Raw genomic sequence first — 24726 nt, 5'->3', positions numbered from 1 at the left:
GTTTATGTGCGATCATACGCGACCACTAACGGCTGACAAAGCCCCAAGCGCAGTCGCAGAGTGAACCGCAAGAATGCAGAAAATCAGGAGATCATGAAGCGGCAAAAAAGCTGTCGAACTCTGACCAGAACTGGTCCCGATACCGATCGTCTTCCATCAACAACTCATGGTAGCCGCCCTTGATGACAACCGTTTCAAGCGCGTCATACTGGCGGGCCAGCCGGGAGGCATTTCTGCCATCGACCGTTTGATCATTACCGGCAGAAACCATCTTTACCGGGATTTTTACGCCAGACAGCGCACCCTGGCGGTTAAGCCTGCCAACGGCTTCTGTCGCGGCATTGACCCAACCAAAGGTTGGCCCATGAAGAGCAGCATTCGGGGCCGCGTCCAACAATTTACGGTACATGGTGTGGCGGCGCTGGTCATGGGTAAGATTATTGCCCTCAAACTTGCGCGCATGTTCCTTTACGAACGGAATGGAGACGCGCGATGCGCCCAATGCACACCCGGTGGCCGCAAGGCTGCGCACAATAATCCGCTTCCAGCGCTGCGGGAAAATCCGGGTCATCGGAGAAGAGAAAATCGCCCGGTCAAATGCACTATACCCGTCTGACAGGGCAAGCAGCGTGATCGCGCCGCCCATAGAGTGCGCCATCACACTCAACTTGCCGGGAAAGCGCTGACGCACAAAATTCTCGGCGACATATTTCAAATCCTCTGCATGGGTACCGAAGCTGAGAATATGACCTTTTTCGCGAATGGGCAGCAACCTGTCAGACAGGCCCTGACCGCGCCAGTCCATCATCGCCACGTTAAAACGACGCGCCTGCAGGTCTGCGACGACTTCCATGTATTTTTCGATAAACTCTGACCAGCCGGTCAGTAATAAAACTGTGCCAACAGCATCATCAACCGGAAACGCTGCAACGCGCAGGCGCGCATTATCCGGCGTCGGCAGGTAAAAGGCTTCTGCGCCCTCAGGCACAGGTGCCTCAGCTATACGGATGAAATCTGCGGGTTCTGTCATCAAGGTCATGTCTGTGGTTTGCCTGTTTCGAGCCGTGTCATCACAGACATGTCCCCACTGATGAGAAGTCGACCGGCCACATAAGCGGCCTCAACCTGACGTGCGCCCGGACTGAGAATACGCTTCAATGTTTCCATCGATGTGCGCCACAGACAGAACGAGCTGTCCACATTGCTTGGCGCCTGTTCAGTGACGGCAGGGGGCTCCTGCCGTCCGTCTATCCAGATGGCGCCGCCACCTTCAATCTCAATCCGGATGACCCCGTCAAAGGATTGGCGGAAGAAACTGGCGGCAGAAGGAAGAATATCAGACACCGGCATTACTCCAGCAAGGCACCGTCTGCAGTAATTGGCTTACGGAATTTCAGTGTCATACGATCGCTCTCACCGATAGCATCATAAGGTGTCCGGTCAAAATCAGGGTCCGGCTCGCGCGTGGCAGAGGTGCGGGCGGAGGGTGGCAGGGTCCAGACACCAAAAGGATGGTCAGCAGTATCCGCCGGATTAGCGTTGATCTGCGAGACTTCCACCAGTTCAAAGCCCGTCGCCTCGGCAAAGCCGATCACAATATCTTCACGCACATATCCAGAGCGCCCTTCCGGGTCCTGCTCCCTGTCTGCTGGCAGGCGATGTTCTACCACACCCAGCACACCACCAGGTTTCAACACATCATAAAAATCTGCAAATGCTTTATCCGTGTACCCACCGGACATCCAGTTATGCACATTGCGGAATGTCAGAACCACGTCAGCTGAGTTACTGACCGCGATCGGCCCAGAGCGCGCCGAGAAAGCTGAGACTTCCACATCGCCATAAATATCTGGCTTGCCGGTGAACGTGTCGTTGAAGGCGGCAATGCGGGCCAGACCACGTTCGCTGGCACCATTCGGGTCGAACCCGGCTGCAATATATGTCCCACCACCAGAAGCAAGATAGGGGGCAATAATTTCCGTGTACCAGCCACCACCAGGCCAGATTTCGACAACCGTCATATCAGGCTCAACGCCAAAAAAGGTGAGTGTCTGCGCCGGGTTACGAAACGCATCGCGCGCCTTATTGTCAGCATCACGCGTCTCGGCAGCAACAGCTGCCTCGATTGTCATGCCAGTAACAGCCGGCGACGTTTCCGTTTCAGGGCTCTCAACCTGGCCGCCACCGCCGCCACAGGCAGTGACCAGAAACAGGGCAGAAAAGGCGGCAAATGTGCTGGTAAATTTCATAACAGTCCTTTGGAGAAGTTGTGGCCGGAAAAAAAGCCCGGCAGGCAGGGTCATTTTACTGTTTCCGGACACCATAAACAGCTTGCCGAATTTTGGCGACCCCGCACTTGAAACCGTCGCGCTGACTTCCAAAATAATGTTGGCTGGGAGCCATTATGGGCCCGGCTTCGGGGTATGCGCTGCCAATGAAGGGGCACAAAACCCGAATCAACATTGCTTCAACGAAGGATGAAACCATGAGAACTTATGATATGACCCCCCTTTACCGGTCCACAATCGGCTTTGACCGGCTTTTCAACGATCTTTTTGACAGTGTGAACAAGCTGGAAGGCTCCGGCTACCCGCCCTACAATATAGAGGCGCAGGATGAGGACAATTACCTGATTACGCTGGCTGTCGCCGGTTTCGGCGAAGATGATCTCGAAATCGAGTTGAGCGAGCAGACCCTCTCCATCACGGGCAGGAAAGCCGAAAAGGAAGGCGATTCAGCGCGCCAGTTCCTCCATCAGGGCATCGCCGGGCGCAGCTTCGAGCGGCGCTTCCAACTGGCAGAGCATGTGCGCGTAACCGGCGCTGCCCTTGAGAATGGCCTGTTGCAGATCGCCCTGGCACGCGAAGTGCCAGAAGCCCTGAAACCGCGCAAAATCGCGATTTCCTCAACCAATGCCATTGGCAAGGTCGTCGATAGTGCCGGCAAGTTCCTCAAAAAGAGCAACGACGCCGCTTAAAACGTATCACGGTAAATGACTGCGCGGGGGTGCCTTCGGGCACCCCTTTTTGGTGCGCGCTTTATTCTACCAGAGGCACCTCAAAGTGAGGGGAAGACAGCACGCGCTCAGCGTGATAGTCTCAAGGCAGTAGCATAACGGAGATTACGCATGCGCCGCATTGCCTTGCTCGCTATCATCGCCCTGCTGACCACGGCCAACCAGTGCAGCACGACGCCGGAACCAATCGAAACCGTGAGCATCCGCTATGACCCTTACAGCTATTCCATGGCCAAGTTGCAGCAAAGCGCGGAAGCAGAATGCCGGGCAAAAGACAAGCGCTATGCTGTGCCTGTCAGCAATGACGTGAACACCCAGGCCGTGCGCTGGGCCTATATGAATTTCGAGTGCGTCAACTGAGGGGGGTGCCGCAAGGCATTGCTCAGGCAGCAGGCACAGGCGGCAACGCCGTGGCACGCGCCGTATCGAGATAACGGGCTGATTTTACCTTCAACGTGCCATCTTCGAGTTCGATCAACAGGGGATTGCCGGTGGGAATTTCCACCCCGACGATCTCGTCATCACTCACCTCAAACAACAGCTTCACAAGCGCCCGCAAGGAATTGCCATGCGCCGCAATCAACAGGTTCTCGCCGCCTGTTACCCGCGGGGCAATGTCGCTTTCCCAATAAGGCTGCACCCGGTCGAGCGTGGTTTTGAGCGACTCCGTCACCGGCGTCTCAATATCGTCAGCATAACGCCCGTCCGTCAGCGATGGAAAATCTGATGGGTCGTCGAGCGTTGGCGGCGGGATATCATAGGAGCGCCGCCAGATTTTCACCTGTGCCTCACCGTGCTTGTCTGCCGTCTCCGCCTTGTTCAGCCCTGTCAGTCCGCCATAATGGCGCTCATTCAGTCGCCAGTCCTTGGTGACCGGCAGCCAGAGCTGATCCATTTCCTCAAGCGCAAGGTTGAGAGTCAGAATTGCCCTTGTCAGAACTGACGTATAGGCGGCTTCAAAAGGAATGCCTGTTTCCTTGAGCAATCTGCCCGTGCTGCTTGCCTGCGCGCGCCCTTCGTCGGTCAGGGCAACATCCACCCACCCGGTGAAACGGTTCTGCAGGTTCCATTCGCTCTGCCCGTGGCGGATCAGTGCTAGATACGTCATAAAGTCTCTCCGTCAATTTCAAGCAAGGTGCTAGATCATATCCGGCTTTGTGGCCAGCCATGGCAAGAAAGTCAGGGAAAGAAAGTCATGCGTGAAACAGAAAAAATCTATGGCGAAACGCCGACTGGCGGGGCGGGTATCACTATCCCGCGCTGGAAATATGTCTCTATCCGCAATGTCATCCTGGAAGTGACAGAAGCTGCCCTTACGGCAAAGGCCCGTCACGACTGATCTCCGGTGGCATCACATGAAGCGAAACAGGTAGAGTCTCAGTTTGAATTCGATGACAATTTGTCGCCAAAAGCAGTCATTCGGAGTGCGCGACTGCGAACTCAAAATCTGCCGGAAGTTTTGCCAATGCTTCAATCGCGATTTCGGGTAATATTAGTGGCTCGCAGGTCGAACTGCCATCAGGCAAATGTTTACGCTCGACGGTCGTTGCGACCAATACATTTACATTACCTAGTGCCAAATCTGTAAGCATCCACCTCAGTTCATCTAAACGATCGGCCACCTCGGACCAATGTTCGGGAGCCCTAGTCGCTGAAAGCTCAACGGATAATTGCCCGGTTTTGGTGGCCAAAAATTGAAGTTTTAACTTGCCCGCAAGTTGCATCTCTACAACTTTCTGGAGATCTGTTTTGGGCCCCCACAAGGAGGCATTCGTAATCATAAGCATCTCCGTAGAATTGACGATCTGCTAGATTTAACCAAATCATTCGAATGGCGGCTATGGGCCAATAGCCGCGCTCCAATTTCAAACTGAGACACTACCGTGAAACAAAAAAGATTGACTTTGTTCTTTTTATGTTCCATATTCACTTTGTCAGTGGATAATCTGCTGGCGGCTCTTTGACATTCTGGTTCCCGGTTTCGCGCATCGGCTTTATTCCGGCTGACGGCGATTTTTACCCAGCGGCATCATCCACACCAGACATGAGTAGACGCCCTCACCTTTTGCAGGCTGCGGCGTCAGTCCGTCACCATCACATCAACCCAGACAAGTCTGTGGTCGGAACTGACAGGGGGATAGCCCGGGCCAACCAGCTCATAGCCTTCCTCGTCAGGTTCGGGCCAGTAGACACCAGCGTTCACAACATCGAGCCCGTATTTCGACGGTAATACGTAGTCAATACGCAGATTACCTGCAGCATTATTTCCATCATCCCGGAAGTCTGCTGTATCCAGTTCATGCGGACCGGTTTGTGTCTCATTCGCGCCGCCCTGCACCTCAGAAGCCGTCCAGGCGCCATCACTTGAGGGCTTTGCATCTATAATGGCCGGGTGATCCAGTAACTGCTGGATAGCGCCGGTCACACTGTCTCCGTCATTCGGGTCTGCATTCAGATCGCCCAGAATGACAAAACGTGTGTTCTCTGCAAGGCCACCTTTGCGGCCTTTTTCGCCCTCGGTATTCAACCAGGCATCATCGTAAATATACTCTGCTTTTTCCGGCGAAATATAATCTGCAAAGAAACGGATTTCATCATGGTTACGGCGTCCATTGCGGTCTTCCGGACCATCAAAGGTTGGCGGTGTAGGGTGCATCATCAAAAGGTGTAGTTCGTGATTGCCAACTGCCACGGGTATATCGACATGGTTCTTGGATGAAAGACGGAAAATATCGCGCGCTTCCTCGCTGTAATAATCTGCAGGCATCTTGTCGTTTGGCATGTCCCGCCATTTGAACTGCTTGAAGCTGCGGCCAAATTCCGAAAGAATGCGCTTTTTGGACAAGATAGCCATACCATATTGTCCGGTGAATTTGCCGTAGCCAAATGAATCACCGGCATAAGCGGCAGAGCCTGGCTCTGTGACGATCTGGCCATTATTGTCAAAGTCCACCGTGCCGGGATTAAGCCCGGTATTTGACGGAATCATTGTTATGAACGGCCAAGAGAGCGGCTTGATACCCGCTTCGTTGGCCGGCAATGTCAGATAGTTGTCCCGAAACACGCCAAGCGGAATGAAGTCCCGGTGCCAGTCAATCTCGTTCAGCACCAGAATATCGGGATCAACTTTCAGGATGATGTCGGCAATGGCCTGAATTTGCGGATCATCACCGCGCATCATGTCTTCCACCAGTTGCCCTTCTTCGTCCCGGTACAAAGAGACGTTGAATGTTGCAATTCGCAGAGACCCTTCCGGTTTTTGCAGACGCTCTTCCAGTGTCGGGGCCGCTTCATCACTGCCCCCGCACGCGGCCAGCAGCAGGGCCAACCCACCCGCAACAAGTTTTTTCATCTGCAACACCCCAATCCGGTTTTAGAGAAATCCGACAATACGTTTTACGTCGTCCAGAACAGGCGTGGCAATGGCTTCAGCCCTTGCCGCACCAGTTTTCAAAATAGTTTCAAGAAAGGCCGGGTCTGCCTGGAGCTTGCGCATTTCAGCCGTTATCGGGCTGAGCTTCTCTACCGCAAGTTCCGCCAGCGCCGGTTTGAAGACGCCGAACCCCTGTCCGGCATATTCGGTAAGGACATCCTCGCTGGTGCGGTCGGAAAGGGCGGCATAAATACTGATCAGGTTCTCTGCTTCAAGCCGTCCCTCCAGACCTGCCATCGTCTCCGGCAGTGGCTCGGGGTCTGTCCTGGCCTTCTTGATTTTTTTGGCAATCGTGTCGGCATCATCCGTCAGGTTGATACGCGACAGGTCAGACGGATCCGATTTGGACATCTTGCTGCTGCCGTCCCGCAACGACATGACCCGTGCGCCAGCCCCTTTGATGAGCGGCTCCGGCAACGGAAAGAACGGGCCTGCGTCAAACTCGTTGTTGAATTTCGTGGCAATGTCGCGTGTCAATTCCAGATGCTGTTTCTGGTCCTCGCCCACCGGCACATGCGTCGCCTTATAGAGCAGAATGTCCGCCGCCATCAGGCTCGGATAGACAAACAGCCCGACAGAAGCGCGCTCCTTGTCCTTGCCCGCTTTGTCCTTGAACTGCGTCATGCGATTGAGCCAGCCCATGCGCGCAACACAGTTGAATATCCAGGCCAGTTCCGCATGACCGCTGACAGCGGACTGATGAAAAATCACCGCCTTTTCCGGGTCGATACCTGCCGCCACATAAGCGGCTGCGATTTCAAGCGTTTGCGCCCGCAACTCTTTCGGGTCCTGCCATTGCGTAATGGCGTGCATGTCCACCACGCAAAAAATGCACTCCATCTCATTCTGGAGCGCGACAAATTTCCGGATCGCACCAAGATAGTTGCCAAGATGCAGATTGCCGGTTGGCTGAACGCCGGAAAACACGCGCTCCGGTCCCTGATAGATATTCTGAGGCTCGCTCATACTGGCTCCTGTTTGAGATCGCCCTGTTACCGGAAAAATTTTGTGCTTTCCAGCCGCAAATCAGACGCGCGGGGCGCGGCCTATGGCTGTCGAAATATCCTGCAATCTTGCGCCCCCGAGCAGCAGGCACAAACCACCATAGAGCGCAAGGCCGATAAAAGTGAGCGCGATCAACACCAGCCAAAGCTGGCCCAGCATCAGGTCTACCAGTTGCGCCTCCCAGTTCAGCGCAAAATAAATCGCAAGCCCCATCAGCAGAGCGGCAATGATGATACGCGGCGCGCGGGCGAGGAGACGCAGGTCCGGTTGCAACACCTTGTCCCGGCTGAGTTGTCGGGCCAGCAAGGTAACCTCTACCCAGGAAGCAATGCCGGTAGCCACTGGCACCGCAAGATAGCTGAGGCTCGGAAACAGGCTGATAGACAGCACCGTATTGATCGCAATCGCCACGAGGGAGAATTTCATTGGTGTGCGTGTGTTTTCACGGGCAAAAAAAGCGGAGGCGAGCACTTTGTGCAAACAGAACGCGGGCAGGCCAAAACCAAACAGCATCAGCGCCATGCCCGTCGCTTCCGCATCAGCCAGCGTATAGGCACTTTCTTCGCGCCCGACCAGTTGCAGCGCATCACCGGCAAAATCCGTATAGAGTGCCGCACAGATCAGAACCGGCATGGCAACCAGCGCCGCGGCGGCGGGCACGGCAAACAGTAGTGCCAGTTCCAGTCCACGATTGAGGCTGTCACGCGCGCCCGCTTCATTGCCCTTTTTCAGGGCGCGGGACATGGATGGCATCAACACGATGCCAAGGGTAATGCCAATCATGGCCAGCGGCAGTTGGTAAAGCTGATCGGCGTTCATCAGCCAGCTGATCGCCCCGGCTTCACGCGAGGCAATATTGGTGCCGATGAAAGTATTCACCTGTAGCGCACTGGCACCAATAAAACCCGGTGTTCCCAATATCAGCAGGCGCTTCACATGCGGCGTCACTTTTGGCAGCCGCAAGCGCAGCAGAAACCCGGATCGCCATGCGCCAAAAACAAGGATCGCCAGTTGGGCGATGCCACCGGCAAAAACACCCCAAGAGGCGGCATACCCTGTCACCACGACATCTTCATTTGCGAAAACCAGCACGGCGATAATCATGCAGATATTGAGTGCCAGCGGCGCTGCTGCGGCGGCGGCAAATTTGTGCAGGGAATTCAGTATGCCCCCGCCCAGTCCGACCAGTGACATCATGGCAAGGTAGGGGAACATGATCCGGATGAACGCAACTGTCAGGTCAAACTTTTCAGGGTCTTCCTTGAAACCGGTTGCCAGCAGAAAAACAAAAAGCGGCGCAAAGATCATCACGAACGCAGACAGGCCCGTCAGGATGAACACCAGCCAGGCCAGAACATCTTCCGCAAACCGCTTGGCCTCCTCGTGACCGCTCTCCACATGCCGCCCCTGAAACAGCGGGATAAAAGCGGCCTGAAAAGCGCCTTCCGCCAACAGACGGCGAAACATGTTGGGCAGGCGAAAAGCAGCCCAGAACGCGTCTGCCACCGGTGAACCGGAGGCACCAATGACCCCGGAAATCAGCACTTGCCGGGCAAAGCCGAAAACCCGGGAAAGCATGATCAGCCCGGAGACCGTTGCCATTGATTTGAGAATACCGCGCGCCATCGCAATGTTGTGCCTTTTACATCGTTACTTTGCTGTTAACCCGAAAAGGGGCCTGACAGGCAAGATTGACGGTTGAATGCCCTGTTTTTGGTCATGTTGAGGCCGCCGGCCAGAATCTTACCTTCAAAACGAACCGGATGCGTCCTGACGTGTTCATTCAGTAACCACACCTGAACACAGGAGATATCAATGACAGCGCATTTCAATCATGCCCTCGCCCATGGCAGCGAAGAAAAAACTGAAGTCGAGCAACAACAGACGGGCTCTGGCGACACAGTGGAAGGCTGGATGATCCCTCACGAGAACGAAGCCAAAGAAGAGAACGACCCCGTTGGCCTTGGCGGCGCTGAAAATTTTTTTCATCTGACACGCAACATGGCGGGCAACCGCATGCAACACAGGCGTCTCAGGCATTGACGCACTATTGCTGCAACAGGACTGTCTTCAATTTTCGCCTGATTACTTCCTGTCGGCGCTTGTCCGTGATCTTGTACCCGGGCAAGTCCTGAACGTAGAAAGTATCTATCGCCAATTCGCCGTAAGTTGCAACGTAGGCAGATCTTATTGATACGCTCACGTCTCTCAACGCTGACGAAAGTTCATAGAGCAGGCCCGGCCTGTCGAGACCTCTCGTCTCTACGATCAGGGAATCTTCAGACGCATCCTGATCGAAGATAATCTCCGGTGCCACCTCGAACATGCCCGTTCTGTCCCCGATACGCGGTTCCACATTCAGGCTAATCTCACCGGGCGATGTGATCGCCTCGTCAAAGCGCTCTGTGAGTTTTTCGAGTGCCTCGCTATCGCTTTCGCCCGCAGCAGCAACACGGCCCTCATCCCTTCTGAAAACGAAAATGTTCGCGGCCATGTCAACGCCTTTGCCCACGGCCGTCACCGGAAAAGCACTGGAAGCCCTGACACTACCGCCGACAGCCGCAATCGTGCCAGCAACTGACGCATACAACCCCGGACGATCACGCGAATAGACCATTACTTCGGTCAGTCCGCTATCAAGCTCAGTAACGATCGACTTTCCAGAACTGCTTGTCTGATCAACAGACTTGGTCAATCGGGCAAAGCGGGCCGCCGATAAAGGGGTTGCGCCATCAAAGAACGCCGGATCAAGGCGGGCAAAGAATTTTTCCAGCTCGGGTACTGACCAGTCGTTCAGATACCGCGCGGTCTTGTTCCTGAATGACTGCCGCCGCTTCAGCAGTAATTTTTCCAAACCGTCATTACCATTTTCAAGCCAGGCCCTCGCTGCCTCATACAGCACAGTGATGTCGCGCCGGGTCCAGTTATCAGACGACTGTAACCCAAGAACCCTCAACCGACATGCTGTCAGCACCATGAGAAGATTCAGACGTTCTACAGAGCCAACATCTTCACAAAAACTCTGTACAAGCCGCGCCTCCATGATATTTCGCCGGGCCGCTGTCCCAGCCATCAGTTTATGATTAGTAACAACCCAGATAATATCACTGATGCGAGCTTTATCTGCGAGCAAGGGGCGGATTGACTTTCGCACTTCTCTCTCTACCCGGTCTACGGACAGATGCGGCAACGCCTCGTGCGCTTCCTGCAATGCCACTGCGAGAAAATACGGCAAGACGGACTCAGCATTGAGGATGATACCTGTCGAAATGGGATACTCTTTTTTGAGACCCTCATGCATGATATCAATCAATATGCCGATTGATTTCAGGGTATGTTCTTCAAGTGTATACGTTCGGAAAAGGCCATATTTCACACGCCCGACAAGGCGACCAAAAACAGGGAAATAGCTGCCCAACAGAGAGACCTCCGTCATGTCGCGCAGAATACTCTCCGTATCTTCAGTATCAGTCAGAATAGCCTCAAAACACGTGGCAATTTCCGGATCGCTTATTGTTGCCTTATCCAGAAAACGTGCCTCAGACGCGACAGTCTTCAAGGCATCGGGGTGAATATCGCAAGCTGGTGCACGCCCGGCAATGCGAAACAGGCGAAACATGTCAACAGGACTTTGCGCAACACTGGCGTGATCGACAAAATCCAGCCTGCCATTACGCAGGGCGAAATTATCGGTATGACCTATTTCATCCGCCCTGATCCTTTTCGCTGATGCACCGAACAATCCTTTGTTCAGCGACTGAAACAGGGACGACACGAAAAGGCGTGGGCTCTTGAGTTCAGCTTCTTCGAGGCTTGCGCAGATAACCCCGGTCAGGCGGCCGACTTCTGCCGCGGTAATAAAATAATGCTTCATCAGACGCTCAGCCGCGGGCATGCGCTCGCGATCCTGATAGCCAAGCCTTTCAGCAATCGCAGGCTGAATATCAAATGTCAGGCGTTCATCCGCCCGCCCGCGTAAATCATGCATCTGCACCCGGACAGACCACATGAAATCCAGCGACTTCCTGTAGCTGGCAGCCTCTTCATCGGAAAACACACCAGCCTCATGATGCTCCGGCAGGCTGGCGCTGCCTTGCGTATAACGGGCCAGCCAGTGAATCGTCTGGAGATCTCTCACCCCCCCCTTGCCTTCCTTCACGTCAGGCTCAACCTGGTAGCGGGAAGCATGGTCCTCCGACAACCGCTGCTCGCGCTCTTCCAGCTTCGCCTCAACGAATTCCCGCACTGTCTGTTGGCGGTGTTTTTCATACCTTGCCCGAAAATCGTCGACGATTGACTGTTCACCAATCAGCATACGCGCATCAAGAAAAGATGTATTGCCTGACAAATCCTCTTTCGCGAAAGCAACGGCACTGGCAGGAGAATGCACGCATTGGGCAATCGAAAACCCAGTATCCCAGAGCGCGTAAAGAATAAAATCTGTAAGCGGCTTTATTTTCTGGCGCGCATAAGGGGCATGCAAAAACAGAAGATCGATATCAGAATAGGGAGCGAGTGCCCCGCGCCCATAGCCCCCAACAGCCAGGATCGCAAGATAACGCGCTTCTTCGGGAAAATGCCAGGCCCCCGCCTCAAACAATCCCTTGATGCCAGCATCAGTTACATCCGACAGGCGCTTGTTGATGATCTCCCCCTTGCGGGTTCGATTGAATACTTTCGCATAGGAATCACTGCGCGTATCACGGATCAGCTGCCCCAGCTTGAAGCTCGACTCACGAAACGAAAGTTCCGGGGCGATTCTGGTAATTGCCGTGCGCAGATTTTCTGATGCGCGTTTCTGCCCGCCACTTTTACTCATGTTGCTGGAGCATTTCTTTCAACTGATAAAGGGCCTCAAGGGCTTCACGCGGGGTCAGCGAATCCGGCTCCACCTGACGCACCTGTTCCGCAAGTTCGCCCCAATCCGCCCCCCCTTCAACTGGCGGCCCAGCAGAAAACAAGGGTAATTCCTGTATCAGGGCGTCAACGCCGCCATGCTTGTGCACTTTGCCCTCTTCCAGCAACCGCAAGACCTCTTCCGCGCGTTTGACGGCGGATGCGGGCAAACCTGCAAGCCGCGCCACAGCCACTCCGTAAGAGCGGTTGGCTGACCCGGGCACCACTTCATGCAGGAAGACAATTTCCTGCTGCCACTCCTGTACTTTCATGGAAACATTCTGCAGACGGTCAAGTCTTTCGGAAAGAACCGTCATTTCGTGATAATGCGTGGCAAACAATCCGCGGCACTGATTGACATCATGCAGATGTTCCGCCGTTGCCCAGGCAATGGAAAGGCCGTCAAATGTTGCCGTTCCCCGACCAATCTCGTCCAATACGACAAGAGACCGCGCCGTAGCCTGATTGAGAATGGACGCCGTTTCCACCATTTCCACCATGAATGTCGAGCGCCCGCGCGCGAGGTCATCAGACGCGCCGACACGCGAAAAGACACGGTCAACGATGCCAATTCGGGCCTGTGACGCAGGGACAAAACTGCCAATCTGCGCGAGGATGGCAATCAATGCATTCTGGCGCAGAAAAGTTGATTTACCGGCCATATTGGGACCGGTGACAAGCCACAACTGTGCCCGATCATCATTTGTCAGCACACAGTCATTGGGAATAAAACGGGCATTCTCATTTTGGGGTGCATGGCGCAGGGCCTGTTCCACAACAGGGTGTCGCCCACCAGTCACTTCAAACGCGAGGCTGTCATCCACGACCGGGCAGAAGTATTTCTGCGTGATGGCCAGTTCCGCCAGCCCGGTGAACACATCAAGATCGGCCAAAGCCTCAGCGATGAGCGAAATTTCTGCAGCCAACTCAACGACCCGTCTGCAAAGTCCCCTGAACAGTTCCAGTTCGCGGGCAACAGCACCATCGCGCGCGCGGCTGATTTTCGCATCCAGCTCTGACAATTCTACGGTTGTGAAGCGCACAGCACTGGCAAGGGTCTGACGGTGAATGAACTCACCCGTGCTGTCCCCCTCGGTCAGACGCTCCGCCTGGGCAACCGGCGTCTCAATGAAATATCCCAGTACGTTGTTATGCTTGACTTTGAGGGATTTGATTTCTGATTGCTGCCGATACTTGTCTTCCAAGCCCGCAATCACCTTGCGCGCATTGTCCCGCAGATGAATCAATTCATCGAGCGTGTCGTCGTAGCGTGATGCAATAAAACCACCATCACGCGTAAGCAGCGGCAGGTTATCACCCAGCGCCTCTTGTAACTCCGCACACAGGGCGCCTGTGGTTTCCGGCACTGCGGCCAGCCCCTCGCACAACTGGTGAATGTGGGTTGGTACGGCTGTGTTGGTGAATGTTTCCGGCAGTGACTGCGACAGCAACTGGCCTAACTCACCCGCCAGAAAGATACCATCGCGCAAGGCTGCCAGGTCACGCGGCCCACCCCGATCCAACCCCAGCCGCGAGATGGCGCGCTGCATATCCGGTGCTTTTTTCAGTATGGTTCTTATTTGTTCCCGCTGCGCGGGCTCATCATGAAAATACTGTACTGCTTGCTGGCGTGCACGAATTTTCTCAACCTCAGTTAGCGGGCGTGCCAGCCAGCTACTGAGATGGCGTGCGCCGGGGCCCGTAACGGTCTGGTCAATCGCTGACAGGAGAGAGCCATTGCTGTCACCGCGTTGTGTCTGGTCAAGCTCCAGCGAGGCACGTGTTACCGCATCAATCGTCATTGTCTCGGTGCGCGCGGTGCGCTGCGGCGTCTTCAACGTCGGCAATTTGCCAGCTTGCGTTAATTCCAGATAGGCAACCAATGCCCCCATCGCCATGATTTCACTGGCCTGAAAATCGCCATAGGCATCAAGTGATCTGACCTGATAAAAGTCAGTCAAGGTGCGTTGAGCCGACTGCAGGGTATAAACGGTAGAGGCCTGCATCGTCAGACAGTGATCGCCATGCAGATCACTTAAGGAACCTTGCCAGGCGTCGCTTAAATTGTCCGACAACAGAACTTCCCGTGGCGATAGAGCAGCAAGTTCTGACGCAAAATCATCCCGCGTCACTGGTCGCGTCATGATCTCACCTGTGGACAAGTCCGCCCAGGCTATGGCCCCGTTGTCACCGCGATTGACGGAAAGGGCCAGAAGGTAATTGTTGCGGCGTGTCTCCAGCAACGTCTCTTCCGTCAACGTGCCCGGTGTGACGAAGCGGACAATCTCACGCCTGACCACAGATTTTGGACCACGCTTTTTCGCTTCAGCCGGGTCTTCTGTCTGCTCGCACAGCGCCACCTTGAACCCAGCCTTGATCAGCCGTGCCAGATAACCCTCATGGGAATGCCAGGGCACGCCGCACATGGGAATGTCTTCCCCCTTGTGCTGCCCACGCCGTGTCAAGGTGATGTCGAGTGCCGCAGCGGCCTTGACAGCATCTTCAAAGAAAAGCTCATAAAAGTCGCCCATCCTGAAGAACAGCAAGGCGTCACCCGCCTGCGTTTTCATCTCCAGATACTGCGCCATCATCGGCGTAACCGGCTTTACGACTTTGCCGGGCTGTGCGCTTCCATCCATAAACCCTCCGATAACCCTGTCTTATACGTGGGCAAGAGGCGAGTCGAAAGGGCGCGTTTATAACAGCGCATCACTTGATCCTGATTTCAACCTGATAGAGGGTAGAATGATGAGACGCCCCCCGCCACAATCCCCAGTCATGATCGTAAATGGCCGCGAAATTCCCGTGGATATTCGTGTGAACCGCAGGGCCAGACGCTTAATTCTGAAAGTAGACCCTTTCCGACCAGCCATTCTCCTCACCTGCCCGTCTGCACGACAGAAAAAGACCGCCCTTGCCTTCGCACAGGAAAGGCAGGAGTGGATCCGGGAGCAATTTTCGGACGCGCCGCCAGCACAGCCCTTTATTGCGGGGGCCACCATTCCCTTGCGCGGTGTGCGCCATGAAATAATCAGCGCACCTGCGCTGCGGCGCAGTGTCGATGCGCACACATCCCCATCACAGATTATTGTAGGCGGTGACCCGACACATCTGGGGCGGCGCCTCCATGACTGGCTGCGCCGTGAAGCGCGCAAGGAATTTTCCGACCAGGCAGACGAGTTCTGCAAGGCGCTGGGTGTTACACGACGACGCATCAGCGTGCGCGACACAAAAACAAGATGGGGCTCGTGTTCATCGACAGGCACGATTTCTTTCAGCTGGCGTCTTATTCTTGCTCCCCGATTCGTGTACAGATATGTGATCGCCCATGAAGTGTCTCATCTCAGGCACATGGACCATTCAGCATCCTTTTGGCAAACGGTTGACACCCTCATCTCTGACAGGATCGAAGCAGAAGACTGGCTCAAACTGAATGGTGCCAGCCTCTATGGATATGGCACAAACCTGCGCGATGAAGCCTCTCAGGCCGCGGCCTGATTTTATATATCAGGTTGCTGGGCCTGCTCATCTGCCGTCATGACGTCAACCAGCAAGTCATCCATGGATTGAGGTTGCGGCCCGGCCACCAGTTGCGGTGCCACGGCGTTATCTGTCATTTGTGGCGGCAGGACTTGCACCTCCGGTTCGGGTGGCAATTCAGCCATGACGCTCTCGGGTGTTGCCTCAGAGCGCATCATCTGCTCAAGCCATCTCAGCAAGCCAGGGTTGCGAGAGCGTGGCTGCCATGGCGTGTACGATGTATCTGGTCTGTTTCTCAATGATGCATACATCATCTCGCGCCAGATAGTCGCTGGTGTATTCGAGCCGCTGATCGCCTCGACACCCGAAACCATGGGAGTATAATTGTCTTTACCGAGCCAGACACTGCCCACCAGGCCAGCCGTATAGCCTACAAACCATGCATCCCGGCTGTCCTGTGTTGTGCCTGTCTTTCCCGCTGCCACATAACCGGGCACTGCCGCCGCCCGACCTGAACCGCTAGTGACAACCTGTCGCAACATGTGTGTTATTGCAGTGTGTGTTTCAGCATCAATGAGCTGCCGCGAGGGCTTGATCTCCCGCGCGTATAACAATTTTCCTGCTTTACTGTAGACGGATGTAATTGCGTATGGCTCTGCTGTATAACCATCATTGGCGAATGGAAGATAAGTCGTTGTCAGATTAAAAGGCGTCGTTTCATTAACCCCCAGCCCAAGCGCCGCGCCCGGGTCAAGATCACCGCGCAGGCCCAGACGCCTCGCAACGGCGATAACTCTGTCTCTGCCTGTTTCTTCCTGCACATGAAGAACAGCAGCATTGAGAGAGCGCGCCATCGCTTCCTGCATTTCAATGCTGCCATAATACCTGTCTTTATAATTGGCTGGCTGCCAGTCACCAATATGAACTGGTGTATCCAGTATAATATCATCAGGCTGCATACCATTTTCAATGGCCGCGAGGTAGACAAAAGGCTTGAAGGCTGAACCAGGTTGACGCTCGGCGTTCAGCGCCCGGTTGTACTGGCTGGCAGCGTAATCCCGGCCACCGATCAGTAACCGTATCGCCCCTGTTCTCTCCATAGTGATGGCAGCGATCTGAACATCATCCGTAAACAGGCTGTCCCTTTGTGCTAAACGTTCCAGATAATTTTCTGTTTTCCGGTGTGCCATTACATCAAGCGTTGTGTGCACAACAATATCTTCACGCGCCGCACCGAAAACATCCTGCAGCTCTGCCATGACATAGTCCGTGGCGTAGGGCACAGGATTATTCCGCATGTTCAGTATCGCAATCGGGCCCGCCAGAAGGGACTCCATCGTATCACGGCTCAGATAACCTGCATCATGCATGGCCCGGATCACAATACGCGCCCGGTCACGCGCCGCTTCCGGACTGGCAGAAGGAGAATAGCGTGACGGTGCCTTGAGAAGCCCGGCCAGCATGGCTGCTTCACCCACTGTCAAACCTTCCGGGGCCTTGTCAAAATAGCGGTGACTTGCCGCACGCAATCCGTAAGCACCCGCACCGAAATAAACATTATTGAGATACAGGGCGAGGATTTCATCCTTGGAATATGCTGTCTCCAGCCTGAAGGCGAGCAGCATTTCCTGCACTTTCCGCTTCAGCGTTTTTTCAGGCGTCAGAAAAGCATTCTTGGCAAATTGCTGGGTAATTGTTGAACCGCCCTGCCGGATATCGCCGCTTTTCAGATTGACCAGCAAGGCGCGCCCGATGGCGAGCGGGTTGATGCCGAGATGGTGGTAAAAGTTGCGATCTTCGGTTGCTACGAAAGCCTGCACAACATGCGGCGGCAACGCGGCAATGCGCACCTGTTTGCTGTGAACATTGCCATAGTGAGTGATTATGTTGCCATCCATATCAAGAAGCGTGATCTGGTTCTGGACCTGCCTCTCATCCAGAGCTGAGACAGAAGGCAAATCCCGTGAGAAATAAAGCAATCCTGCCAGACCTGCGATGAAGCCCAGAAAAGCAACAAAACTCGCACGGTACAGGAATGCCCCCGTGAACCGCAGAAAAGCATACCAGAACCACTGCTGCTGCCGTTTGGCATTCGGGCGCTTACGCCGCTTATGAGCGCTGCGCCGCTTGGGTGCAGGTGTTTTTCTCGAAACCGCAGCGACATTTTTTTTGCGTGGCTTTGCCGTCGCCTTGCGGGCAGCAGGGCGCTTTGACGGCGCACGCACCGTCTTTTTCCTGATCGTCTTTCCGGAACGCCCCTTGCCAGACGTCGTGCGCTTGCGGCTCATGGGCTGACCGTCGCCGCAAGCTGTTAAAAGAGTTTGAATATCCGAGCGGCAAGGCCCGTAAAATGTGGTATTGTCGGTGAGCAAAACAGCCTAAAAAAAAGCCGCAGCACGAGGCTGCGGCAGTTTAATAGGGAGGAAACGCCCAGAAAGGGCATCGACGTCCAGAGACGTCTGAGATTAAGCTAGAAGACCCATCAGGATCGCACCAACTCTTTTTGCAGCGCAACATAATTTCGCGATAATATCCCAAATTTACCGATTATATTGAAATATTACGCCCATAAAATGATCAAAAATAGATTAATATTCCAAGTCCTGAATTCGAATTTAATACTTACACTCTCAAAAATAATTCGACTTCCAAAAGACGGGCAAGACCCATAAACAATCATACCAAGCATAAGCGGTGATATGATGGAAGAACAGAACCAGCCTGACCCAGACAAGCCTGAGAAACGTAAAAGCACCCTCAAGAAGATAGGGTCTGGTGTTGCGCGACTGGCCAAGGCCAAGCAGAAGTTTCCGATGCCAAATCCGCAAAGTGGCTTGAAGGTCGTTATCGCAACTGACGCGTGGAAACCGCAACTCAACGGCGTGGTGACCACTCTTGATACACTGGGCAATATCCTGACGGCGCTGGGCAACCAGGTGATTTACATCACGCCGCAAGATTTCAAATCAGTTCCCATGCCGACCTATTCAGAGATACGCCTGTCACTTTTTCCCAACCGAAAAGTGGCCAAAATCGTCAATGAATTCAAACCGGATGCTATACACATTGCCACCGAGGGGCCTATTGGCCGTGCAGCCCGTCGTTTCTGCAGACGCCGTGGCTATCCGTATACGACATCATTTCATACACGCTTTGCCGAATACACTCATGAGCGCTTCAAGGTGCCTATAGACTGGGGATACGCCTTCCTGCGTGACTTTCACAAATATGGTGAGACCATGATGGTCGCGACGCCCGGTCTGATGACCGAGCTGGAGGATCGTGGTTTTCAGAACATGAAGCTCTGGAGTCGGGGGGTCGATACAACTGTATTCAAGCCAACACCTTCAGATATTATGGCTGACTTGCCAAAGCCGATTTTCACCTATGTCGGCAGGATCGCTGTGGAGAAAACGCTTGAAGATTTTCTGGATCTGGATTTGCCTGGCTCAAAAGTGATTGTTGGCGCAGGCCCACAGGAAGAAGAGCTGAAAGCGAAATATCCGGAGGCTCATTTCGTCGGGAAACATTTTGGTGAAGACCTGGTCAAATATTATTCAGCATCAGATGTTTTCGTGTTCCCGTCTCGCACAGACACGTTCGGTCTCGTCAATGTAGAAGCTCTCGCGTGCGGCGTGCCTGTGGCGGCCTTCCCTGTAAGGGGACCTCTTGAGATTATGGAAGAGGCACCCGAAGGTGCGGGCTGTCTTGATGAAGACCTGAAAGTTGCCTGCATGACTGCTCTGGAGAAACGTGACCCGGAAGCCTGCCGGGCGCACTCGATGAATTTTTCCTGGGATGCGGGTGCCCGTCAGTTCATTTCCAATCTTGAAATACCGGGCTTCGATGAAGAATTCTGGTTACGGTCTGCGAAAATGATCGAAGATCCGTTCCTGCCTTAGGTCATCAGTGATGCTTTCAACTTTCCTCTCTTCGTTCGTTGCAGCGTTTGTGACGCTTTTCATTGTGATCGACCCGATCATGGTGACCCCCATTTTTGCTGCACTAACACAGAATGACAGCCGCAAGAAACAACGGCGCATTGCCTTGCAAGCATCTCTGATTGCAGCGGGTGTACTGACATTCTTCGCTTTGCTTGGCAGTGGGATGCTGCACCATCTCGGCATCTCCATGGCAGCCTTCCGGACAGCTGGCGGCATCCTTCTATTCCTGATGGGGTTCCGGATGTTCTTTGAACCCGAAGGCGAACTTGATGCCAAGACCCCGGGACCCAAAGCCTCAGCGCGTGACAACATTGCATTCTTTCCTATTGCCTTGCCGCTTCTTGCAGGACCAGGCGCGATTGCAACCATCATGCTGTTGATGAACGGTGAGGACGGAATAAGCGGAGCGGAGAAAGTTGCAGTTCAGGCGGGCGCGTTGACTGCTGTCTATGCGACCTTGCTCACGGGACTTGTCATCATGGCATTTGCCGGGCGCATCGCACATGCTTTAGGTCGCACCGGCATGAACATGATCTCACGATTGCTGGGCATGCTCCTGATGGCCCTTTCAACACAATATATATTTGATGGTGTGCGCATTGGTATTCTGGAACGGGTTGCCGCGTAAGACCTAGTCGACGCCGACATGGCAATATGTGCAATCCCCTGACAGGACATCTTATTGGGCAAGCGGAATATACGCTGCTTTGACTTCCGTACTCTGCGCTTCTACGCGCTGATCCACCAAAGACAGGTCAACAGAGATGGTGCCATGGGATATCTGAACCACTGGCTCAACTCAGGGGGCAACAGGCGTGGGGCAGCAGTACGCTGTCCTGATCGTCAGGAAGAACACCCGCCAGTGATAAAAATTGCGCGGCACAAATATAAGATCAAAAAGTTGCGGCCCCTCAGACAGGACATAGCCAAAAACTGGCAAGCCGAACTCTGAGCAATAAAAAAACCGGCGCTCAAAGAACGCCGGTCTTCAAATCCCGTAGTGGGAATTTATTTTTAATTGTCGAAAGTGAACTCGACGTCTGTACGACGGTTCAGAGGCTCACGAACACCATCGGCTGTTGGCTTGGCAAGGTTGTTCTCACCAAGAGCAGCAACATCGATTAAGCCGCCAGATACACCATTGGCAACCAGTGCGTCACGAACAACGGCTGCACGACGTGCAGAGAGTGCGTTGTTGTAAGCAGAGGAACCGGATGTGTCTGTGTTACCCGCAACATCTACGTCAGCAATGTCATACTGCAGAGCTTCGCTTGTGCGCTCATTGATAACACGACGGGCAGCGTCAGACAGGTTCGACTTGTCGTAGTCGAAGTACACTGTGAAACCGAGCTCTTTAGGTGCAACAACTTCTTCCACGATAGCTGCCGGGCAATCGAGAGATGCTTCGATGCGGCTGCCATCAGGGCAGTTCTTGTAAGTTACTGTTGCACGCGGCGCTGGTGTAGCGACAGGTGCAGGAGCACCAAATGTCCAACGGAAGCCAGCTGTCAATTCGTTGGCTTCAAATTCGGAGTCCAGTGATGTCAGTGGACCATTAACGAAACCATCATAATCAAACTCGCCAGTGAGCAGATATTTGTAGCGAACATCGAAATCAAGATTTTCAGCCAAGTCAAATACCAAACCAGCCATCGCTTGATAAGCAACTGCATTATCGCCATCGGCAACGACTACAGTGTAAGGGTCAGTCGTGGACTGGGCCAAAGCCCCACCAGTTACGTTAACATTGTTAACTTCTGACCGCATCCGCGCGAGACCGATACCGGCACCAATGTAAGGGTTCACACGAGAACCGATGCTGAAGTCCAAGTCTTTGTAAACGTTAAACATCAACGTGTTGACTGTGACATCGCCCAAATCACCATCCGACGGAATTCCACCAAATCCGGGTGTAGGAGCAGCAAAACTGTCGACTGTCTGCGTACGGGTGGCGAATTCAACCTCGGCACGATGACCGTTGCTCAATTTTTTACCAATAGCGCCGTAGAGGTTAAGCGCTTCGTCCAAGTCGTAATCCGTGTTAAAACCGAATGTAGCTGATCCTGGAGTACCACTTGATCCTGGTATCGCCGTGTTTGATTCAAAATCATTCTCGTCATTTGAGAATGTGTAGCCAGCGCCGAGAGCTGTGTACCAGCTGCCATCACCAGCATGAGCGACTGAACCAAGAGCCAGTGAGCCCGCGGCAGCCAAAAGTGCAAGTTTCAATTTCATAACCCCTCCTGAAGGTGTACTTTGCGCCGAAACGCGATGGAATCTCATGTAGACACATTTAACTGGATGGTAACCACGAGAGCAACTGTTTTTTCTCAAAAACCCTGTGGATAAAGGAAAATTGAGCACCTGTTGCAAATTCGCCGCGCCTTGGCCCTTTTCATCGGGCCTGACGGTTAATGGCCGGTTAATATTCAGTCTCCCGTGTCAGTTATGACCAGTCATGTCTGCAGTAATGGTGCCGGAATATGGTAGATTCAAGGCAATTCGAATCTCACATCCTGACACTGCAACTATAACCGCATTTTTGCCTGCTGGTTCCCCGAAGAATTAAATTATATCCTTACCGCTGGACGCAGGCGGCAAATAGCCTAGTTTAAATGGGAATTTGAGATAATCCCGCCATGAAAATCGCCATTATCGGCTCCGGCATCACCGGACTTGCCGCCGCTTACAGCCTTCACAAACTGCATGAAATTACAGTGTTTGAAGCTGACAATCGTGTTGGCGGGCATTCTCACACTGTAGAAATGCCTGACGGTCTGGGAGGCACCGTTGCCGTAGACACGGGCTTTATCGTCTATAATACGCATAATTATCCCAATCTGGTACACCTCTTCGATGAGTCCAATGTCACTACAGAAGAGAGTGACATGTCGTTCGCCATTTCGATTGGTGGCGGCAAAACAGAATATCTGGGCGAGCCGCGCGGCATGTTTGCCCAGAAGCGCAATCTGCTGCGCCCGAGTCACTGGGCGATGATTCGCGACATCATGGATTTTTACAAAAAAGCCCCAAAACTGATGGAAAGCGCAAAGCGCGAGCGCAAAACCCTCGGGGACGTCCTGACTGAAGAGAATTATTCCAAGGCTTTTCGCTATCGCCACATCCTGCCTATGGCAGGCGCAATCTGGTCGATGCCAGTTGAGAAGATAAACGACTTCCCGGCTGAAGCCCTCATCAGCTTCCTCGAGAATCACCGGCTTTTTGAGATGGACCTGCTGGCCCGGCCAGTCTGGCGAACAGTCTCCGGGGGGAGCAGGGAATATATCACTAAGATAACCGCCGGTTTTGCTGACCGGATCGTCACCGGCTCCCCCATTGTCAGCGCACAACGAAAAGAAAACGGCGTGCACCTGCAAATTGCCGGAAAGACTAATTCGGAAGACGTGTTTGACGAGGTCATCTTCGCCTGCCACCCGGACCAGGCACTGAACATACTCGGCAACGATGCGACACCGGAAGAAAGCGCCATTCTTAATGGCATACAGTATGAAAAAAATACTGCCGTCCTGCATACAGACCGCCATCACATGCCACGCCGCGAAAAAGCGTGGGCAAGCTGGAATTATATGGCAGACCGCGAAGCGCACAGTGATGAAACGCTGTCTCCTGTTGCCCTCACCTACTGGATGAACCGGCTGCAGAATCTGAAAACGGCGGAACCGGTATTCGTAACCCTCAACCCCTTACGCGCACCAGATCCGGCAAGAACCTATGGCTCTTTTGACTACGCCCACCCACAATTCTCCCGGGCCGCCCTTGATTCTCAACAGGCCCTGAAGAACATTCAGGGCATTGGCGGCCGCTGGTATTGCGGCGCATGGTGTGGACACGGGTTCCATGAAGACGGCGCCGCGTCTGGATTCGCCGTTGCAGCGGCTCTTGGTGCCCCGCCATCCTGGGCAGGCAAAATCACACAGATGAGCCCCGCTGCAGAAAACGCCATGCCGGTACGCTTGTCTGGCACAGGCATCGCGGCTGAGTGACATTACAGGAAAGAGAGCGCGCCCTGAAAGACGACGTGGGAAATTTTGACACAAGGATATATGTGGGGGCTGTGTCCCACCGCCGCGTAAAACCTGTGTCACATCGCTTCACGTACAGCATATTCTCCCTACTGATCAACATAGATGAACTGCCCGATCTGGATCGGTCCAGAAGCTGGTTTGTTTATAACCGTTTCGGCCTGATGGGGTTCAGGGACAAAGACCACGGCGCCAAGGATGGCAGCCCCTTGCGCCCCTGGATTGAAGAAAAACTGCGCGATGGCGGTTATGCGTTCACGCCGGGGGCCATCCGTCTGCTTTGTTTTCCGCGACTGTTTGGTCTGGTGTTCAACCCTCTGTCCATCTGGTATTGTTACGACACAGAAGATAATCTGCGCACCGTCCTTTATGAAGTGCGAAACACTTTCGGTGAATGGCGCGGCTACATGCTGCCTGTCGCAGAAAACAATGCCGGCCGCAGCACCGGCATACGCCAGTCCTGTGACAAGACTTTTTATGTCTCCCCGTTACTGGACATGAATTGCCGGTATAATTTCACCCTGAATGACCCGGCTGAAAAACTCAGCATCGGCATTCGCGAAACGCAGGCCGACAAGCGCACACTTCTTGCTGTACAGACTGGCAAACGTGTCTCCTTTACAGCACGTAATATACGCCGGACACTCCTGTCACATCCGTTGATGTATTTCAAAATCATCGCAGCCATTCACTGGGAAGCCTTGCGCGTCCTGCTCAAAGGCGTGAAATTTCATGTGAACCCGCGCAGCAAATCTGGCGATGTGACGTATCCGGATAAATAGGCACGCCGGGCACCAACCGCAAAATCTGCCTCAATCGGGCCGACTGCGTGACGCCGCGCTGCTTTCCTGACGCCGGTAAGCATTTCCGCGAAGCTGACCCCGGGCCATTGCCACAATTCACCCGCGT

21 protein-coding genes are annotated in these 24726 nt (G+C 53.9%); 9 read left to right on the top strand and 12 right to left on the bottom strand.

The genetic code is table 11. The annotated features are described in order from the left end of the window. Positions 1–91 precede the first annotated feature (91 nt). From RAL90_RS00550 to RAL90_RS00540, 3 genes are read right to left on the bottom strand one after another with little or no spacing between them, the layout of a single operon-like run. A complete protein-coding gene (locus RAL90_RS00550; RefSeq protein ID WP_306252587.1) occupies positions 92–1039 on the bottom strand; it encodes an alpha/beta hydrolase in 948 nt (315 codons plus the stop codon). After that, entirely contained in the window at positions 1036–1344 is a 309-nt protein-coding gene (locus tag RAL90_RS00545; RefSeq protein WP_306252586.1) for an SCP2 sterol-binding domain-containing protein, read from the bottom strand. The genes RAL90_RS00550 and RAL90_RS00545 overlap by 4 nt, the downstream gene beginning before the upstream one ends. Positions 1345–1349: 5 nt before the next feature. After that, the gene (locus RAL90_RS00540) at positions 1350–2249 is read right to left on the bottom strand and encodes a class I SAM-dependent methyltransferase (RefSeq protein ID WP_306252585.1); all 900 of its coding nucleotides are present in this window, start codon (positions 2247–2249) and stop codon (positions 1350–1352) included. A 236-nt stretch (positions 2250–2485) separates the two neighbouring features. Between RAL90_RS00540 and RAL90_RS00535 the strand changes: the two genes are divergently transcribed. Further along, the gene (locus RAL90_RS00535) at positions 2486–2977 is read left to right on the top strand and encodes an Hsp20 family protein (protein ID WP_306252584.1); all 492 of its coding nucleotides are present in this window, start codon (positions 2486–2488) and stop codon (positions 2975–2977) included. Positions 2978–3127: 150 nt separating this feature from the next. Continuing rightward, complete coding sequence (locus tag RAL90_RS00530; RefSeq protein WP_306252583.1) at positions 3128–3376, top strand: hypothetical protein; 249 nt, start codon at positions 3128–3130, stop codon at positions 3374–3376. 22 nt (positions 3377–3398) lie between these two features. On the opposite strand, the gene gpmA is transcribed toward RAL90_RS00530, so the two are convergent. After that, on the bottom strand, positions 3399–4124 hold the full coding sequence (gene gpmA, locus RAL90_RS00525; RefSeq protein ID WP_306252582.1) for a 2,3-diphosphoglycerate-dependent phosphoglycerate mutase: 726 nt from the start codon (positions 4122–4124) through the stop codon (positions 3399–3401). 87 nt (positions 4125–4211) lie between these two features. Here gpmA and RAL90_RS00520 point away from each other — a divergent pair, with 87 nt between their 5' ends. After that, positions 4212–4355, top strand: a complete 144-nt coding sequence (locus RAL90_RS00520) for a hypothetical protein (RefSeq protein ID WP_306252581.1) — start codon at positions 4212–4214, stop codon at positions 4353–4355. 76 nt (positions 4356–4431) lie between these two features. Here the strand turns inward: RAL90_RS00520 and RAL90_RS00515 are convergent, their stop codons facing one another. The 4 genes from RAL90_RS00515 to murJ all read right to left on the bottom strand — a co-directional run bounded on the left by RAL90_RS00515 (position 4432) and on the right by murJ (position 9080). Further along, entirely contained in the window at positions 4432–4797 is a 366-nt protein-coding gene (locus RAL90_RS00515; RefSeq protein WP_306252580.1) for a hypothetical protein, read from the bottom strand. A gap of 299 nt (positions 4798–5096) precedes the next feature. Next, positions 5097–6368, bottom strand: coding sequence for an endonuclease/exonuclease/phosphatase family protein (locus RAL90_RS00510; RefSeq protein ID WP_306252579.1), 1272 nt, complete (start codon positions 6366–6368; stop codon positions 5097–5099). 21 nt (positions 6369–6389) lie between these two features. After that, positions 6390–7415: a tryptophan--tRNA ligase gene (gene trpS, locus RAL90_RS00505; RefSeq protein ID WP_306252578.1), complete on the bottom strand. Its 1026-nt coding sequence runs from the start codon at positions 7413–7415 to the stop codon at positions 6390–6392. Positions 7416–7475: 60 nt separating this feature from the next. Next, the gene (gene murJ / locus RAL90_RS00500; protein ID WP_306252577.1) at positions 7476–9080 is read right to left on the bottom strand and encodes a murein biosynthesis integral membrane protein MurJ; all 1605 of its coding nucleotides are present in this window, start codon (positions 9078–9080) and stop codon (positions 7476–7478) included. A 189-nt stretch (positions 9081–9269) separates the two neighbouring features. On the opposite strand from murJ, the gene RAL90_RS00495 reads away from it, so the two are divergent. Next, positions 9270–9497, top strand: a complete 228-nt coding sequence (locus RAL90_RS00495) for a hypothetical protein (RefSeq protein ID WP_306252576.1) — start codon at positions 9270–9272, stop codon at positions 9495–9497. A 4-nt stretch (positions 9498–9501) separates the two neighbouring features. On the opposite strand, the gene glnD is transcribed toward RAL90_RS00495, so the two are convergent. Together glnD and mutS are read right to left on the bottom strand one after the other, a co-directional pair. Continuing rightward, on the bottom strand, positions 9502–12273 hold the full coding sequence (glnD, locus tag RAL90_RS00490; RefSeq protein ID WP_306252575.1) for a [protein-PII] uridylyltransferase: 2772 nt from the start codon (positions 12271–12273) through the stop codon (positions 9502–9504). Next, a complete protein-coding gene (mutS, locus tag RAL90_RS00485; protein WP_306252574.1) occupies positions 12266–14989 on the bottom strand; it encodes a DNA mismatch repair protein MutS in 2724 nt (907 codons plus the stop codon). Before mutS ends, glnD begins: the two co-directional genes overlap by 8 nt. A 106-nt stretch (positions 14990–15095) precedes the next feature. Between mutS and RAL90_RS00480 the strand changes: the two genes are divergently transcribed. Next, positions 15096–15848, top strand: a complete 753-nt coding sequence (locus RAL90_RS00480) for a M48 family metallopeptidase (RefSeq protein ID WP_306252573.1) — start codon at positions 15096–15098, stop codon at positions 15846–15848. 2 nt (positions 15849–15850) lie between these two features. Here RAL90_RS00480 and RAL90_RS00475 read toward each other — a convergent pair whose 3' ends face one another. After that, entirely contained in the window at positions 15851–18118 is a 2268-nt protein-coding gene (locus tag RAL90_RS00475) for a PBP1A family penicillin-binding protein (protein WP_306252572.1), read from the bottom strand. A 411-nt stretch (positions 18119–18529) separates the two neighbouring features. On the opposite strand from RAL90_RS00475, the gene RAL90_RS00470 reads away from it, so the two are divergent. Both RAL90_RS00470 and RAL90_RS00465 read left to right on the top strand, forming a co-directional pair. Beyond that, the gene (locus tag RAL90_RS00470; protein WP_306252571.1) at positions 18530–19732 is read left to right on the top strand and encodes a glycosyltransferase family 1 protein; all 1203 of its coding nucleotides are present in this window, start codon (positions 18530–18532) and stop codon (positions 19730–19732) included. A gap of 10 nt (positions 19733–19742) precedes the next feature. Then, complete coding sequence (locus RAL90_RS00465; protein ID WP_306252570.1) at positions 19743–20402, top strand: MarC family protein; 660 nt, start codon at positions 19743–19745, stop codon at positions 20400–20402. 386 nt (positions 20403–20788) lie between these two features. On the opposite strand, the gene RAL90_RS00460 is transcribed toward RAL90_RS00465, so the two are convergent. Continuing rightward, positions 20789–22009 (bottom strand): OmpA family protein, encoded by a 1221-nt coding sequence (locus RAL90_RS00460; RefSeq protein ID WP_306252569.1) that lies wholly within the window; start codon positions 22007–22009, stop codon positions 20789–20791. 404 nt (positions 22010–22413) lie between these two features. On the opposite strand from RAL90_RS00460, the gene RAL90_RS00455 reads away from it, so the two are divergent. Beyond that, positions 22414–23778: an NAD(P)/FAD-dependent oxidoreductase gene (locus RAL90_RS00455; RefSeq protein WP_306252568.1), complete on the top strand. Its 1365-nt coding sequence runs from the start codon at positions 22414–22416 to the stop codon at positions 23776–23778. Next, positions 23775–24599, top strand: a complete 825-nt coding sequence (locus RAL90_RS00450; RefSeq protein WP_306252567.1) for a DUF1365 domain-containing protein — start codon at positions 23775–23777, stop codon at positions 24597–24599. The genes RAL90_RS00455 and RAL90_RS00450 overlap by 4 nt, the downstream gene beginning before the upstream one ends. Positions 24600–24726 lie beyond the last annotated feature (127 nt).

Source organism: Parvularcula sp. IMCC14364 (assembly GCF_030758415.1).
Classification (GTDB): Bacteria; Pseudomonadota; Alphaproteobacteria; order Caulobacterales; family Parvularculaceae; genus Aquisalinus.
This window is presented reverse-complemented; position numbering and strand designations above follow the sequence as displayed.

What these genes read in the sequence shown, in the direction of transcription:
- gpmA (WP_306252582.1), bottom strand. Translation starts at nt 4,124, where the DNA reads ATGACGTATCTAGCACTGATCCGCCACGGGCAGAGCGAATGGAACCTG.
- RAL90_RS00510 (WP_306252579.1), bottom strand. Translation starts at nt 6,368, where the DNA reads ATGAAAAAACTTGTTGCGGGTGGGTTGGCCCTGCTGCTGGCCGCGTGC.
- RAL90_RS00470 (WP_306252571.1), top strand. Translation starts at nt 18,530, where the DNA reads ATGATGGAAGAACAGAACCAGCCTGACCCAGACAAGCCTGAGAAACGT.
- RAL90_RS00515 (WP_306252580.1), bottom strand. Translation starts at nt 4,797, where the DNA reads ATGATTACGAATGCCTCCTTGTGGGGGCCCAAAACAGATCTCCAGAAA.
- RAL90_RS00480 (WP_306252573.1), top strand. Translation starts at nt 15,096, where the DNA reads ATGATGAGACGCCCCCCGCCACAATCCCCAGTCATGATCGTAAATGGC.
- RAL90_RS00475 (WP_306252572.1), bottom strand. Translation starts at nt 18,118, where the DNA reads ATGAGCCGCAAGCGCACGACGTCTGGCAAGGGGCGTTCCGGAAAGACG.
- RAL90_RS00540 (WP_306252585.1), bottom strand. Translation starts at nt 2,249, where the DNA reads ATGAAATTTACCAGCACATTTGCCGCCTTTTCTGCCCTGTTTCTGGTC.
- RAL90_RS00495 (WP_306252576.1), top strand. Translation starts at nt 9,270, where the DNA reads ATGACAGCGCATTTCAATCATGCCCTCGCCCATGGCAGCGAAGAAAAA.
- RAL90_RS00530 (WP_306252583.1), top strand. Translation starts at nt 3,128, where the DNA reads ATGCGCCGCATTGCCTTGCTCGCTATCATCGCCCTGCTGACCACGGCC.
- RAL90_RS00455 (WP_306252568.1), top strand. Translation starts at nt 22,414, where the DNA reads ATGAAAATCGCCATTATCGGCTCCGGCATCACCGGACTTGCCGCCGCT.
- murJ (WP_306252577.1), bottom strand. Translation starts at nt 9,080, where the DNA reads ATGGCGCGCGGTATTCTCAAATCAATGGCAACGGTCTCCGGGCTGATC.
- RAL90_RS00460 (WP_306252569.1), bottom strand. Translation starts at nt 22,009, where the DNA reads ATGAAATTGAAACTTGCACTTTTGGCTGCCGCGGGCTCACTGGCTCTT.
- trpS (WP_306252578.1), bottom strand. Translation starts at nt 7,415, where the DNA reads ATGAGCGAGCCTCAGAATATCTATCAGGGACCGGAGCGCGTGTTTTCC.
- RAL90_RS00535 (WP_306252584.1), top strand. Translation starts at nt 2,486, where the DNA reads ATGAGAACTTATGATATGACCCCCCTTTACCGGTCCACAATCGGCTTT.
- glnD (WP_306252575.1), bottom strand. Translation starts at nt 12,273, where the DNA reads ATGAGTAAAAGTGGCGGGCAGAAACGCGCATCAGAAAATCTGCGCACG.
- RAL90_RS00550 (WP_306252587.1), bottom strand. Translation starts at nt 1,039, where the DNA reads ATGACCTTGATGACAGAACCCGCAGATTTCATCCGTATAGCTGAGGCA.
- mutS (WP_306252574.1), bottom strand. Translation starts at nt 14,989, where the DNA reads ATGGATGGAAGCGCACAGCCCGGCAAAGTCGTAAAGCCGGTTACGCCG.
- RAL90_RS00520 (WP_306252581.1), top strand. Translation starts at nt 4,212, where the DNA reads ATGCGTGAAACAGAAAAAATCTATGGCGAAACGCCGACTGGCGGGGCG.
- RAL90_RS00465 (WP_306252570.1), top strand. Translation starts at nt 19,743, where the DNA reads ATGCTTTCAACTTTCCTCTCTTCGTTCGTTGCAGCGTTTGTGACGCTT.